This window comes from Methylotuvimicrobium buryatense, from assembly GCF_005931095.1.
Taxonomy (GTDB): Bacteria; Pseudomonadota; Gammaproteobacteria; order Methylococcales; family Methylomonadaceae; genus Methylotuvimicrobium; species Methylotuvimicrobium buryatense.
The window spans coordinates 1,332,299-1,346,796 of the sequence record NZ_CP035467.1; the positions used below are offsets into that span (position 1 = coordinate 1,332,299).

Consider the following 14,498-nt stretch of genomic DNA (forward strand, 5'->3'; position numbering starts at 1 on the left):
ATTGGAAGGGCGAATTTAAGCAGCAATTATACATCTAAACCGGTTCTTGCACCAAAATAGCCAAAAATCGCAGCAATTACCAGTTTGTGCATTTACCGGCGGATTTCAGCAATTCCCAGTTTGAGCAGTTTCGCCGATTTTAGGGTGTGGGGTATGCCTGTCGAGGAACCCTGTGAACCCATCCATGGGGCACTGCCATTAAGTTAAGGATTTTTCCGTTCGCCCTGAGTCTGTCGAAGGGTGAATGGAAAAATCCTGGGTCGATAAGTTAAGCCGTCCATGGTTCGACAGGCTCACCACGAACGGCTTAACTTAATGGCAGTGATCCATGGGGGGGCAGATCGAACGCCAAGGATGGCGTGAATGCAGATTTTGCATGGAGCAAAAATCTGCCCTGCTGCCGATATCCTCGCCAAGCACGCTTCTCGCCCTTGTTGATTTCCAAATTGGGAATTGCTGCAAAAAATCGTCCAATCGTGCGTGCCTGAGGAGCGGGCGTTGCTAAACGGTAGACGGGGGAGGGTGAATTGAGTTTGCGTGAATGACAGATTTTAAACTTTATCGATGTCGGGTACAATTGCCGGCCTTTGTTGATCCGGTATCGGAAATGGCGCTTAGAGGAAATCATAAATGACTGTTTTAGTTGGAATCATTATGGGGTCGACTTCCGATTGGGAGACGATGCGGTTTGCGGCCGAAAAGCTTGAGCAATTCGGCATTGCTCATGAAGTTGAAGTCGTTTCCGCGCATCGAACGCCGGATAAATTATTTGCTTATGCCGATGCGGCGGAAAGCAGAGGTTTGGAGGTGATCATCGCCGGTGCCGGCGGCGCTGCGCATTTACCGGGTATGGTCGCGGCAAAAACGGCGGTTCCGGTATTGGGCGTGCCGATCCAATCCAAAGCGCTCAACGGCATGGATTCTTTATTGTCGATTGTGCAAATGCCGGCCGGTATTCCGGTCGGAACACTAGCTATCGGTAAGGCGGGAGCGATTAATGCGGCTTTGCTAGCAGCGGCAATAGTCGGTAATAAATATCCGGAATACCGGGAAGTTTTACAGCTATTTAGACAGCAACAGACTGATACTGTATTGGCGAATGCCGATCCGAGGAGTGTTAAATAATGATGATTGGTATCTTGGGCGGCGGGCAATTGGCAAGAATGTTGGCATTGGCAGGGAAACCCTTAGGCTTGCAGTTCATGTTCTTTGATCCGGCGGACGAGGCTTGTGCGAGCGAATTAGGCGAGCATTTGCAAGGTGACTATACGGATCGTGCTCTGTTGGCGCAAATGGCCGAACGTTGCGATGTGGTCACTTACGAATTCGAAAACGTTCCGGTCGAAATTATCGATTTTATCGCTGAAAAAACGCCTGTTTATCCATCGGCTAAGGCTTTGGCGGTAGGCCAGGACCGCTTGACCGAAAAGAATTTTTTTCGAGAGCTTGGTATTCCGACCGCGCCTTATTATGCTGTCGATAGTTTCGAACGCCTGCAGGAAGTTATGCCGGAAATTGGTTGGCCGGCGATTTTGAAAACCCGAAGACTTGGCTATGACGGGAAAGGCCAAGCCATTTCCCGTTCCGCGGCCGATTTACAGGAAGCTTGGCGGGAACTGGAGGGTTCGCCGGTCATTGTCGAAGGTTTCGTGCCGTTTCGCCGTGAGGTTTCTATCATAGCAGCGCGCAATATTTCAGGAGCTATCGTTTATTATCCATTATCGGAAAATCAGCATCGAGGAGGTATTCTTCGCTTGGCCAAGAGTAGCGATAACGATCCGTTGCAGTCGCAAGCGGAATCGATGATTGCAAGGTTGCTGGAGGCATTGGATTATGTTGGCGTACTTGCGTTAGAGTTGTTCGATCTCGACGGGCATCTAGTCGCTAATGAGTTTGCTCCGCGCGTGCACAACTCGGGTCATTGGACGATTGAAGGCTCCGAAACCAGCCAATTTGAAAACCATTTGCGCGCGATACTCGATCAGCCTTTGGGCAACACCAAGACACGGGGTTTTGCCGCGATGCAAAATTTTATCGGCGGCGTGCCGAACCTGAAAGAAGTGTTGGCTCTGTCCGAAGTTCATATGCATTTGTATAACAAGACGCCAAGAAAAGGCCGTAAAGTCGCTCATGCCACAGTCAGATCGGATACTCCGGAGGCTTTATCCGGGCGGATAGCTGCGTTGGCAAAGCTGGCCGAGCAGACCGACGATTCTTGAAAGCAGGCTTCCGGTATCCGTTTCTGGACCCCGTCCTTATTTATAGGATAGACTGACCGGATTATTTTTTCAGATCTTGATTATGACTTACTGTATCGCCGCTTCACTCAATGAAGGTCTCGTTTTAGTGTCCGATTCAAGGACCAATGCCGGGATCGATAATGTCAGCACTTATGGGAAAATGCACGCGTTCGAGACGAATGCCGATCGCAAAATCGTTCTGTTGAGTGCGGGCAATTTGGCAACGACGCAAGCCGTTTTAGAGCAGTTGAAGCGCGATAAGCTCAAGGATGCGAAGATTAATATCAATTCGGTTGACTATTTGTCGGATGCGGCTAATTACCTCGGACAGGTCAGTCTCGAGAAACAAAAGCAGCATCTCGATACCGAAGGGCAATCGGCGTTCAATCCGTCCGCCACGTTTATTATTGCGGGTCAAATCGGCAATGAGCCGCCGGGAGCTTATATGGTCTATGCCGAAGGCAATAGCATTACGACTTCTCCGCATACACCGTTCCTGCAAATCGGCGAAATTAAATACGGTAAGCCGGTGTTGGATCGTTTTTTGAAGCTCGATACCCCATTGGACGAAGCCGCGCGCTGCTGCTTGGTTTCGATGGATTCGACGATACGCAGTAATGCTAGCGTCGGACCGCCGGTCGAAATGTTGATTTATCGTAAGGATAGTTTCCGTCTGGATGAGTATTATTGTTTCGAGGCCGAAAACCCTTATATGGTTAATCTAAGAAAAAGTTGGGAAAGTACGTTGCGTGAGGCCTTCGCGAAGTTGCCGCCGTTAATGTCGCAGTACGCTAAGCCATTGGAGCCCGATCTTTGAGTCGTAATTATTCCCCTTTATCGTTCCCATGCTCCAGCGGTCGCCATTATTCATAAGTGGTAAATACCGTCTTGCCATATTAGCGAATGTGACCTCGATACCCTTTATTGTTACTTAACGTACCCGGCTTCGAAGTCGCGACGAAGGCGTCGCTCCCACAGAGAGCGGCGGATGCTATGTGGGAGCAATCTTTCTGCGGGACGGGGTATTTTACCCGTCCCTAACCTTTCGGTTTGCCTCAAATGTCTCGGCTTCCTTTGACCTCGGACGAAACGCTCAGAGCCAGGTTGTGCCAACCGTCCTCTCAAGGGAGTTTATCGCCACCGCCTTCCTAAGGGTCTTGCTACCGCCGCTTCCCACCAGTTTAATTCGCGTACGATCGGATTTTGACAGTTTTCATAACCGCTGTATTCGATGCCTTTAAATATCTCTTTTTGTAGCCAAGCATAGGCTTCCGGCGATTCGCTTTTCAATCGCTGCGGAATCAAAATATACTGACTAAGCAGTTCTGCCAGTTTTTCATTGATTTTGCCGTTATAACGACCGTCATTGACTTCCCAAAGAAATTCAAAGGCGTCGAACCAGCGGGATGGCCATAACGCCAAATCAGCATCCTTGATCATATGCATATAGACGATATCGGTTGAAAGTTTGCGATACCAAAAGAAAAAATATAGCGACTCATGCCCATTCCAAAAATGAAAGTTGTCGATCACATGGGCTAGTTCATGCACGATCAACGGGATTCTGAAATCGACCAGATATTTCAACCCGATATCTTTATAAAAATGACCCTCTTTGGCTTTATCGAAATTCTTGATCGTAAAAACAATGCGATTGCTGCCGCTGTATACCTGGGCGACGACTTGGTTTAAAAAGCCGACGCCGGGAATGATGGTCATGGGGTGTGTGTCGTCGGCCCAAACTTGGCTTTCGGTGTCGCCCGGCAATGCATCAAGGATCAATCGCTGCGTTTTTTCCGGGATTTTAGCGCTTACGAATACCTTATCGAGATCCCTGATTGGCTTGGCTTTGACGATGAAGTCGCGCATGAACGGCGGAATCTTTCTTAGGCCTTTTTCAAATGCATATAAATGATCGGTTTCAAAACGCGGCAGGCGGTAGTGGTTGCTATGCTTGATCGCGGTTTTGGTGTCGTAAAACAGTGCTAAAACGCGAAGCGCGTTTTCTCTGTCGTCCCAATAACCTTCGAGAATACATAACTCGTCTTGGTTTTGATTACGGCAATGTTTCTTGATTTGCTTTAGGTCGTCGAGGTGATCGGGGTGGGTGTGGCGGGTTAGGAAAGCGACTGCCGCTTGCCGGAGTCCTGGATTATCGTTTTCGTAATGATGAATGATTTCATTAAGTCGCTCGATCGGCAAATAGCCGGATTCGCTTGTGGTGCATAATAATTCGGAGTCTTGGGAAAGCGTGAAGAAGCGGTTTTTGAAAAGGCCGCTAAACGTTGGCTCTTGCGCCGATGCTTGTAGGTGCATGGCGGTCAGCAGAATGAGCCCCATAATTCTTAAATTCGGCAGTTTAATCATGAAGCACATGAGGTCTTTCAATCGCTTGTCCTAAAATTTTGAATCCAAGAGACTTAGGGTTTCGTGACAAATAAATTCCTGAAATCATGAGCTTTCTAGCGGGTTCGGTAACTCGCTTGACAGGGCGCCTTCACAGCGTCCTTTGATGATCACCCCGGTGCCGAATTTTGATCTGCGATGGGTATATTTATAACCAAATCCTTATGTTTCAGGGTTCGTAATAGCAAAGCTTTGATAAAATCATGGAGAGGTTTGTTCCTTAACCTTAATCAAAATATTCACGCGTCGATTCATTTCTCGGCCTTCAGGGGTGTCGTTGTCGGCAATCGGTTGCGTGTCTGCGTAAGTCACTGCGCGCATTCGAGTGCTCTCGAGGCCTTGTGTCGTCAAGTAATGTAAAACACTTGTGGCTCTAGCGGCGCCTAATTCCCAGTTTGACGGAAATTGAACGGTTCTGATCGGACGATTATCGGTATGACCTTCGATGAAAATCAATCCGACAGCCTGTTGTAACAGAGGCACTAGATCGTCGAGTAAATGTTTGCCCGGGTCGGTCAGGTTGGCTTGCGACGACTCGAATAAAATATTGTCTTGGATTTCCAGTTGTGCATAATCCTCCGTTATCTTGATCGCTACCGACTTATCCAAGCCCATTTGTTCGAGTTTTTCCGATAATTTTGATTGCAGTGTTTCCTGTGGCGTTGTTTCCGGAGCGGGTATTAAAAAAGTTTCTTCCGGTTCAATGTCGGGCGTTATTTTGTCACTAACAATCGGTTCCTCCGGTTTTTCAATCGGGGGTTTGGGAGGCCCTATGAATGGTGCGGCGGCAGACGGCTCAGGCTTTGTTTCGATAGTCGGAGGCGGTTCTTCGATGATCCGTTCGGCTTTAGGTAAGGCCGGTTTAGGTTTTTTAATCGGTTGCGGAGTAGCGATCAATGTCTTGGGTTCGGTTTCGATAGAAAAATCGCTGAGCGCTATGAGCGTAATGATAAACATTAGAATCAATACGAATACATCGAGATAACTGATGAGCCAGTTTTGATTTCCCGGCTTATGGCTGTCTTCCATCAATTCTTCAAATGTTTGCGAAGACTGTAGCTTGAAAAATGGGTCTTTATTCATCGATTTTCAGTTCATTGTCATAATGAGCAATAAATGATTTAAGCGTTTCTCTTACAAAAGAAGGGTTGCGATTGTCGGCGATTAAGGTGATGCCCTCCATGACCATGCTCATAATCATGACGCGATGTTCGGTGCGTCTTTCTAGTTTGATTGCGATCGGGGTAAAAACGAGATTGGCTAGTATCAAACCGTAAAATGTCGTGATTAGAGAAACCCCCATGTTGAAGGTAATAGCGCCAATATCCCTCATGTCGATGATTTGCAGCATGTTAATCAAGCCGATCAACGTGCCCAGCATGCCGAAGGCCGGTGCAAAGGCTGCCATGCTGTGGAAAATATTGGCTTCGGCTTTTTCCTTGGCTTTTAGTCTAGCGATCCGCCATTTCAATAGCGATAAAATATCATCGACAGGCGTTTGATCGACAACCAATTGAAAGCCTGTTTTTAGATAAGGGTTATTGATCGTATCGATAATATTTTCAATGGCCATGAAGTTTCGAGTGAACCACATTTTCGAAACATTGATGATTTCATCGGCCTCATGTTGAGGGTTTAGGCTTTCATAAAGAAAAATCAGTTTGACCGATTTTAATCCATTAATGATATCTCTTAAGGGGTAGCTCAACAGTACCGAAGCAATCGTGCCGACAACGACAATAAAGAGTCCGGTCCAATTCATGAATGAATTGAAATCATTGGCTGCATAAAGACCGATAAATAAGCACAGCACTATGCCGCATAAAAAGCCTAGAGCAGTCGAGTAATTTAGTTTCTTTTTAGTATTCTGAAAAGTGTGGTTTAGCAAGTTGCTTTTTTTCATCGGCTTATTCTAGGCAATGCTATGCAAATGGTTTAAAGAAAAAAGGGACTTTGCGAAATGTTGAATTAAACATTCGAAGCTATTTAGCGTTTCTGGTCGGATTGGCTTCAGTATTGATTATAAATCAACGCCCTTCATAAAATAGGTAAGTTATTTACGAACAAGTGCTTATGCTGAATAATTATACCTTTCGCACTTCAAATTTCGGCAGTGCCCGAGGAGGCGCCGGGGTGTTAGGTCGATTTTTGCTCCTCGGCAATTGCTGAGTTACATGGATGTAATGAATGCAGAAAATGCAGGAGCATTTTTCTGCCCTGCATTGCCCTAAATACACGCCATCCGTGGCGTAATGCAAAATCGACATTCACGCCATCCATGGCGCTCGCAAAGCAGCAATTCCCAGTTTGAGCAGTTTCGCCGATTTTAGGGTGTGGGGTATGCCTGTCGAGGAACGCCGTAAACCCATCCATGGGGGCTTGGCGGCAGCTCGAGCGCCAAGGATGGCGTGAATGCAGATTTTGCAGGAGCAAAAATCTGCAAGCGCCAAGGATGGCGTGAATGCAGATTTTGCAGGAGCAAAAATCTGCCCTGCTGCCGATATCCTCGCCAAGCACGCTTCTCGCCCTTGTTGATTTCCAAATTGGGAATTGCTGCTCGCAAAGGCTTTACCAGCATGGAGCTGGCATAGAGCCTACATGGACGTATTCACGGCGTCCTTTGGCGGACACCCCGGCGCCGAGTTTTGATCTACGACGGGTATACAAACACTCGTTCATTAAGTTATGAAATTTTGGCAGCGCTTGGTTAGGAAATATTCCTTTAGATTAGGTGAGGTGGATTATCCAAGCAATCAGTAAAGACAATTGTCATATGAATTGAAATATAATATCGATTTTGGCACACTAGAGTAAAAAGAAATCGGAGATTTTTTTTACATGTCTATCGAACGAGCCAAGGTAAAATCAGGGTTTCGATCCTATTGATTTTATATTGCTTTTAACGTAAGTATTCAGCCCCTCAATTTCTCTTTTTCAAAGTGGGGAGAAAGTTCCTGCTTGTTTTAAATGCAGGGGACTGAACAATTACCTTTTAACGAATTATTAATATGATAAAAGTTTTGCTTGTTGATGATCATGAAATTGTTCGTTCCGGAGTTGAAGCGCTTTTAAATAAAGCCGGTGATATTCAGGTTGTGGCGGTGGCAAAAACCGGTGAAGAGAGCGTCGAGGCGGTAACAACACTGCATCCCGATGTGGTGGTCATGGATATTAGCATGCCCGGTATTGGCGGCGTTGAAGCTTGTCGGCGAATTCTGCAGGATAATCCGGACATGAAGATTATTGTGCTCTCTGTTTGTAATGATGGACCGATACCGTTGCAGCTTTTGAAAATGGGGGTGTTAGGCTTTATTTCCAAAAGTTCGCCGGTCGATGAAATGGTCGCCGCGATTCGAAAAATTATGGCCGGGCAGCGTTATTTGTGCGCGGAGGTAGCCAACAATTTAGCATTCATGAAGTTGCCCGGTAATGATTCTCCTTTCTCAAAGCTCTCCCAAAGGGAGTCGGAAGTAGTCTCATTAATCTTGCAAGGCAAAACGATAAAAGAAATGTCGGGTATGCTGACGCTTAGCGATAAAACGATTAACACTTATCGCTATCGGCTTTACGATAAATTAAAAGTGAAGAACGATGTCGAATTAACGCGGCTCGCCATCAAATTCGATTATATCGATTCCGCATCGATTTGAGCGATACGGAATCATGGGCTAGAGAAAGGTTGGTAATTATTCAGCCTAAGTTATGTATGAGAAGGTGTCAGGCATTGATTTATAAGGCTGTCTGCAACAGGACGTTGCAGTCAGAGCTTACAGGGATGTATTCACGCGTCTTTAGAAATCAATGCCTGACACCAACCTACCGCATGCGCTGAATAGTTACAAAGGTTGTTTATAAAATTTCCCTGGCTTTAGCAAAAGCATTTCTGAAATCTAGAAATAATGGTTTATCAGTTGTCAGCATTGATGCGAGCAGTAGATGTTGTAGTTGATATTTGACGTTACCTACGGCTAACGCGCCGATACCGACCGCGTTTGGCGCATGTGCTATGGGTTGGCCGAAATCGTTTAATTTTATGCCTTCGATACCGGCCGGAGGGACTGCATTGACATCGCCGGCCACTTTAAGTGCTTTGGCATGGCTCAGTACTTTGCCGTTGATGACTTGTATTCCGGCTTTCGCGGTACAGAAAATGATATCGGCATCGGCGATCAGTTCGGCTTTTTGTTCGTCAGACGAAGCGCTGGCACCTTTTAGATTAGATTTGAAGCGTCTATTATATTCTTTGGCCAAATCGTTGGCGGTTTCGGCTGAAAGATGATCTATCAAAATTGTTTCGGCACCTTCCAGCGAAGCGATGACGCCTGTGGCTATGCCGACCGGACCGGTGCCGCCGAACACCAGTGCTTTGGCGTTTTTCAAGTCAAGGTTATGCTTGGTTTTCAGTTCTTTTTCGACGCAGCCGACTAATGCTGCAGCGGTTGTGAATGCGCCGCTGGGATCGGCGAATACCGAGATTTCAAACGGCGGCACCATCGCTTGTTCCGCGGCGTTCAGCATGTCTATCGCCAAGCCGATATCCCTTCCTCCGATAAACAAACCGGTGCGTTTCACACCGGCGGGCCCCCTGGAGAAAACGGCATCTTGCGTCAATCCGTGAACGCCGTCCAGTTTGACATTGCTGTAAGGTATTAAAACATCGAATCCCGCGTCCAAAGCCATATTGACATCGAAAGGGCTGTTATTGGGCATCGGGTCCAGCATATGCAGGATACTGCGCTTCTCCATTGAATTTCCTCTTAATTTAAGTCGTTAAGCGTTGGCTTTGATGAAGTCCCGGGCAACTTCGAATGCATGGGTAAAATGCAAGTAGACCGGTTTTTCGGCGTCGATCATGATCTTGAGCAGTTTGTTTTGTGCTTGGTATTTCACATTGCCGATAGCCAGTGCGCCAATGCCGACTGCGCCGCTTTTCGATCCGGGCAGAGGCGCACCGTTATGGAATGCGTCGAGTCCGGCGATTCCTGATGGCGGAACGGCGTTGACATCGGCCGCGACTTTTAATTGCGGCGCCGAAGCGATCAGCTCGGCACTTAAGAGTTCGATGCCGGCAGCACCTGTCGCGAAGACGACATCGGCAGTTTTCATGAATTCGGCTTTGTCCGCATCCGCGCCGGCCATGATTTGGATAGTACCTTCGCCGAATTCATTGCTGCAAAGCTCGGCAATGCGCTCGGCTTTATCGAGTTGGCGTCCGATGATTCTTACGTTTGCGCCGGCCTGAGCGGCGATAACGGCGGCTGCTTGTCCCACCGGTCCGGTACCGCCCAAGGCAAGCACGTTTTTGCCTTCAAGAGTAGTGTTGAAGGTTTTTTGCAATTCGTGTTCGACTGCCGCGACCATGCCGGCTGCCGTCGTAAATGCGCCGCTTGGGTCGGCGAAAACGGAGACTTCAAAAGGCGGGACCATCGAGTTTTTGGCGGTTTTAAGCATGTCGAGCGCTTGTTTGGTATCCCTGCCGCCGATAAAAATTCCGGTTTTTTTCAAGCTTTTAGGACTGCGTGAAAAAATAGCATCTTGCACTAAGCCGCGTACTTCGCTGGGTTCTACATTGATATAGGGTATTGCCGAAACCCAACCCGCATCGAGCGCCATGTTGACGTCGAACGGGCTTAGGTTTTTAGCGGTTGTGAGCATATGTAAAATAAATGGTTTTTCCACGGGTTCCCCCCTCCTTAAAATTTAGCACCTCAGTATAAAAGAAATTAAAGTAATTTAAAAATGCCTAGCGCTTTTTGTGAGTGTTGAATTGCTAGCGAGCATTTAACAGCAATTCCTAGTTTGAGCAGTTTCGCCGATTTTAGGGTGTGGGGTATGCCTGTCGAGGAACGCCGTAAACCCATCCATGGGGGCTTGGCGGCAGCTAAGCGCCAAGGATGGCGTGAATGCAGATTTTGCATGGAGCAAAAATCTGTCCTGCTGCCGACATCCTCGCTAAGCATACCCCACACCCTTTTTGATCTCCAAATTGGGAATTGCTGAGCATTTAAGCTTGGTATATTTTGGATCATTAGGTGATTTGCTGTGATTGGTTTGATAATGGCTGTGTTTCTTAACGTTGCAGCCGGTATAATCGATGCCGATTCGAAGGTTAATTAGATGAGCCAAGATGCAAACAGCAAAAGCCCAACAGCGGCGAAAAGCTTATGATGCCCGGAACGCTCAGCGAGATAAGGATGCGGTGAGCCGGGAGATAATCGATAAATTCCTAGAGCATGCGGCTTACCGGCGGGCCATGACGGTCATGTTTTATTTACATTGTCGCTCCGAAGTTAGGACGCGCGATAGGGTTCGCGAACAGTTGTCGGGCGATAAGCAGGTAGTTGTTCCTTATTGCACCAAGGATGCCGACGGTCAAAACCGATTGGGTCTTTGGAAGCTCGAGGACTTGCAAGAATTGCAGCCTGGGACGTGGGGCATACTCGAGCCGCCGAAAGAACGGTGGGGGGAGCCTGGAAAGGAAATAACGCCCGAAGATTTGGATTTAGTCATGGTTCCTGGTGTTGCTTTCGATAGAAGAGGAGGGCGTTTAGGCAATGGCGCCGGTTATTACGATCGTCTATTGAAAAGTGTCGGAAAAGATACGGTGCTAATCGGGGTTTGTTTCGAAGCTCAGATAATGCCTGAAGTCGTCATGGAGGCGCATGATATTTATATGGATTATGTAATAACAGAAACTGCAATTTATAAGGGTAGGGGTCGATTTTGACGATGCCATGGACGCAATTAAAGGAGCAGCTTGCAGAAACGCCTGCCTTTGTTTACGACCTCGATGCGATTGAAACAACATTGCAGACCTTGAGCAATATTCGCGATCGGTCAGGTTGTAAAGTTTTATATTCAATCAAGTCTTTACCATTTTTACCGATTTTGCATATGATGCAGCCTTATCTTGACGGCTTTTCGGTAAGCTCTTTGTTCGAAGCGAGGTTGGCTTCTGAAGTATTGGCCGGACAAGGCTCGGTGCATTTGACCACGCCCGGTGTACGAGCGGACGAAGTCGAAGAGTTGGCGCGGATTTGCTCGCATGTCAGTTGCAATTCCTATCGTCAGCTGGATTTGTTTACAAAGCATTGGGAACAAGGCGCTTCGGTCGGTTTGCGTTTAAATCCCAAGCTGTCGTTTTTGGACGATCGGCGCTACGATCCATGCCGGCCTTATTCGAAGCTCGGCATCGATTTGGAGGCTTTGGATATGAATGCCTTGAATGGCCGGATTAAGGGATTGCATTTCCATAACATTTTTTCGGCATCGGACTTCGAGCCGCTGATTCAAACCTTGGCGGCGATAAGAAGCCGGCTCGGTAACGGTTTTACCGGATTGGAATGGTTGAATCTCGGCGGAGGCTATTTATACGATCAAATCGGGCAGTTCGATATTTTTATCGATTCGGTTAAGCAATTACGCGAGGATTTCGGGCTCGAAGTGTTGATCGAGCCGGGCAAGGCCCTGGTTGGAAGGGCCGGCTATTTGGCGACTTCGGTCGTCGATTGTTTCGTCAGCGACGGCAAATCCATCGCGGTATTGGATACCTCGGTCAATCATCATCCCGAAGTCTTCGAATACCAATGGCATCCGCCGTTGCTTGAGCATTGCCCTAATGGGCGGTATTCGGCGATTCTGGCGGGATCCACATGCTTGGCCGGGGATATTTTCGGCGAATACCGTTTCGATCGGCCGTTGCAAGAGGGCGATCGATTGGTGTTTTCGGATGCCGGCGCCTATGCCTTGGTCAAAGCGCATCGTTTCAACGGCTATAATCTACCGGATATATACGGCATGACTTCGGGAAATGCATTTTTGCTGAAGCGCCATACCTATCAACATTACTACGATCAGTGGTCGGGACTTGCGCCGGCTTGAACTATCGACAGGAGAAAAATCAGATGAAGGCAGTTTTAATGACCGAAACCGGCGGCCCCGAGGTGTTGCAATGGACGGATATCGCGGAGCCGAATATCGTTCAACCGACCGAGTTGAAAGTCAGGCTCAAGGCGGCCGGCATTAATCCGGTCGATACCAAGGTCAGAAGTAACGGTTTGTTTTATCCCGACGCCTTGCCGGCAGTACTGGGTTGCGACGGCGCCGGCGTGGTTGTCGAAGTGGGCGCCGAAGTACAAAATTTCAAGCCCGGCGATGAAGTTTGGTTTTGTAACGGAGGGTTGGGGCGGGAGCCCGGTAATTATGCCGAATTTACCGTGCTCGATAGCCGTTGGGTCGCGCCGAAGCCTAAGTCCTTGTCATTCGTCGAGGCGGCGGCTTTGCCGTTGGTGTTGATTACTGCGTGGGGAGCGTTGTTCGATCGCGGCGGTTTGCAGGACGGCCAAACCGTCCTGGTTCATGCCGGGGCCGGCGGCGTCGGTCATGTCGCGATACAATTAGCTAAATTAAAAGGAGCCGAAGTTCTAACGACGGTAAGTTCCGAATCGAAAGCCGATTTTGTCTTAAGCCTGGGAGCGGATCAAGCAATTGATTATCGTCAATGCAACTTCGCCGAAAGAGTCAATGAATTAACCGGCGGGCGAGGGGCCGAGGTCGTTTTGGATACGGTCGGACCCGAAGTGTTCAAGGACAGCATCGAAGCCACTGCGCATTTCGGAAGTTTGGTCACGCTGCTCGACCCCGGAGCCTTGAATTGGTCGGAAGCGCGGATGCGCAATCTCAAAATCGGTTTCGAATTGATGTTGACACCGATGTTGCGAAATTTGGATTCGGCGCGCGATAAGCATGTCGGAATCCTCAATCGTTGCGCCGAATTTATCGAATCCGGAAATTTACGAGGGGTTGTCGGGCATTGCTTATCGTTAGATCAAGCCGCAGAAGCGCATCGCTTGATCGGAGAAGGGCATACGCAGGGCAAGATAGTATTAGAAATAATTTAACCGGCGGAATGACGTGTTATCGGTGCGGGTAAAATATGTTGAAAATCTCCTCGAATTGATCGTGGACTTTGTCGATGATGTTGCTTAGTTGCTCATCGGAAATGCCGGCTTCCGATAGGTCGGTTTCAGTATCGAAAAAGGCCATTTTAGCGATCCGGTTGGCCGATCTGACAATAGCGGCTGCGGTTTGATAGCGGCCGGTGCTGTCGGGATGGGCATGCAAGGCAATCGTTTCGCTAATGATTTCAGGCAGTTTCCATAATTTGGCGAGTTCCGCTCCGGTTTCATAGTGATCGAAACCGATTATGCTTCGTTCGGTTTCGATTTCGTCGGCATTGGTCGATTCGACAAGTAGTCCGACTTCTCGGGCTAATTCGGGAATGCGGCGATAAAATACCAGTTTGCCGATTTCATGTAGTAATCCGCAAATAAAAATAGCTTCGTCGTTTTCGTTGGTATCCCAATGGGCCGCTAATTCTTTTGCGGTTAATGCGCTTCTTAGACTCATCGCCCAAAAATCATGCATCGAAAGCATACCGTTCGGCAGCATCGAAAAACGGTCGATGATCAATGTGCTTAAGACTAGGTTTTGCAGTTCTTGCGTACCGATCAACGTGATGGCATGGCTGATCGTCACAATACGGGATGGAAAGCCGAAGAAAGCGCTGTTGACCAATTTCAATAATCGTATCGATAAGGCAGGATCCTTATTGATGATTTCGCCGGCATCGATGATCGATTTATAAGGATCTTCAATCGTTTTTTTTAGCTCGAAATAAATCGCCGGCGGCGATGTTAATTGAAGATCGCCTTTCAATAAATCGGCTGCGGTTAAATTGGGCGAGTCGGAATGCGGCATTGGCAAAACAGATTTCTTCATTATACTTGTTGGAGTTTTGACATTTTATAGTGTATTGCAGTCAAGCTTAGGTGAGGCTTGCAATAAATCAAG

The 14,498-nt window shown here is 47.8% G+C and carries 14 protein-coding genes; 8 read left to right on the plus strand and 6 right to left on the minus strand.

Features of this window, described 5'->3' with window-relative positions; all coding sequences use genetic code 11:
* Nucleotides 1-630 precede the first annotated feature (630 nt).
* The 3 genes from purE (at nt 631) to EQU24_RS06125 (ending at nt 3,057) form a co-directional block, all read left to right on the plus strand.
* Complete coding sequence (gene purE / locus EQU24_RS06115; RefSeq protein ID WP_017840335.1) at nt 631-1,125, plus strand: 5-(carboxyamino)imidazole ribonucleotide mutase; 495 nt, start codon at nt 631-633, stop codon at nt 1,123-1,125.
* A complete protein-coding gene (locus tag EQU24_RS06120) occupies nt 1,125-2,219 on the plus strand; it encodes a 5-(carboxyamino)imidazole ribonucleotide synthase (protein ID WP_017840334.1) in 1,095 nt (364 codons plus the stop codon). The genes purE and EQU24_RS06120 overlap by 1 nt, the downstream gene beginning before the upstream one ends.
* Nucleotides 2,220-2,301: 82 nt before the next feature.
* Nucleotides 2,302-3,057 carry a proteasome-type protease gene (locus tag EQU24_RS06125; RefSeq protein WP_017840333.1) on the plus strand — a complete coding sequence of 252 codons (756 nt, stop codon included), beginning with the start codon at nt 2,302-2,304 and terminating at the stop codon, nt 3,055-3,057.
* Nucleotides 3,058-3,371: 314 nt separating this feature from the next.
* On the opposite strand, the gene EQU24_RS06130 is transcribed toward EQU24_RS06125, so the two are convergent.
* The 3 genes from EQU24_RS06130 to EQU24_RS06140 all read right to left on the minus strand — a co-directional run bounded on the left by EQU24_RS06130 (nt 3,372) and on the right by EQU24_RS06140 (nt 6,549).
* On the minus strand, nt 3,372-4,607 hold the full coding sequence (locus EQU24_RS06130; RefSeq protein ID WP_017840332.1) for a hypothetical protein: 1,236 nt from the start codon (nt 4,605-4,607) through the stop codon (nt 3,372-3,374).
* 240 nt (nt 4,608-4,847) lie between these two features.
* Nucleotides 4,848-5,729 carry an OmpA/MotB family protein gene (locus EQU24_RS06135; protein WP_017840331.1) on the minus strand — a complete coding sequence of 294 codons (882 nt, stop codon included), beginning with the start codon at nt 5,727-5,729 and terminating at the stop codon, nt 4,848-4,850.
* Nucleotides 5,722-6,549 (minus strand): motility protein A, encoded by an 828-nt coding sequence (locus EQU24_RS06140; protein WP_017840330.1) that lies wholly within the window; start codon nt 6,547-6,549, stop codon nt 5,722-5,724. Before EQU24_RS06140 ends, EQU24_RS06135 begins: the two co-directional genes overlap by 8 nt.
* A gap of 509 nt (nt 6,550-7,058) precedes the next feature.
* Between EQU24_RS06140 and EQU24_RS23240 the strand changes: the two genes are divergently transcribed.
* Nucleotides 7,059-7,181: a hypothetical protein gene (locus tag EQU24_RS23240; RefSeq protein WP_017840329.1), complete on the plus strand. Its 123-nt coding sequence runs from the start codon at nt 7,059-7,061 to the stop codon at nt 7,179-7,181.
* Between the two features lie 473 nt (nt 7,182-7,654).
* Nucleotides 7,655-8,296, plus strand: a complete 642-nt coding sequence (locus EQU24_RS06150) for a response regulator (RefSeq protein ID WP_017840328.1) — start codon at nt 7,655-7,657, stop codon at nt 8,294-8,296.
* A gap of 199 nt (nt 8,297-8,495) precedes the next feature.
* On the opposite strand, the gene EQU24_RS06155 is transcribed toward EQU24_RS06150, so the two are convergent.
* Entirely contained in the window at nt 8,496-9,392 is an 897-nt protein-coding gene (locus EQU24_RS06155) for an NAD(P)-dependent methylenetetrahydromethanopterin dehydrogenase (protein ID WP_017840327.1), read from the minus strand.
* 24 nt (nt 9,393-9,416) lie between these two features.
* On the minus strand, nt 9,417-10,325 hold the full coding sequence (locus tag EQU24_RS06160) for an NAD(P)-dependent methylenetetrahydromethanopterin dehydrogenase (protein ID WP_017840326.1): 909 nt from the start codon (nt 10,323-10,325) through the stop codon (nt 9,417-9,419).
* Nucleotides 10,326-10,773: 448 nt separating this feature from the next.
* Here EQU24_RS06160 and EQU24_RS06170 point away from each other — a divergent pair, with 448 nt between their 5' ends.
* The 3 genes from EQU24_RS06170 to EQU24_RS06180 are packed head-to-tail and all read left to right on the plus strand — an operon-like array spanning nt 10,774 to nt 13,546.
* A complete protein-coding gene (locus EQU24_RS06170; protein ID WP_017840325.1) occupies nt 10,774-11,373 on the plus strand; it encodes a 5-formyltetrahydrofolate cyclo-ligase in 600 nt (199 codons plus the stop codon).
* Nucleotides 11,374-11,375: 2 nt separating this feature from the next.
* Nucleotides 11,376-12,527 carry a type III PLP-dependent enzyme domain-containing protein gene (locus tag EQU24_RS06175; RefSeq protein WP_017840324.1) on the plus strand — a complete coding sequence of 384 codons (1,152 nt, stop codon included), beginning with the start codon at nt 11,376-11,378 and terminating at the stop codon, nt 12,525-12,527.
* A 23-nt stretch (nt 12,528-12,550) separates the two neighbouring features.
* On the plus strand, nt 12,551-13,546 hold the full coding sequence (locus EQU24_RS06180) for a zinc-dependent alcohol dehydrogenase family protein (RefSeq protein ID WP_017840323.1): 996 nt from the start codon (nt 12,551-12,553) through the stop codon (nt 13,544-13,546).
* 16 nt (nt 13,547-13,562) lie between these two features.
* Here the strand turns inward: EQU24_RS06180 and EQU24_RS06185 are convergent, their stop codons facing one another.
* Nucleotides 13,563-14,426, minus strand: a complete 864-nt coding sequence (locus tag EQU24_RS06185) for an HDOD domain-containing protein (RefSeq protein ID WP_235726397.1) — start codon at nt 14,424-14,426, stop codon at nt 13,563-13,565.
* Between the last annotated feature and the right edge of the window lie 72 nt (nt 14,427-14,498).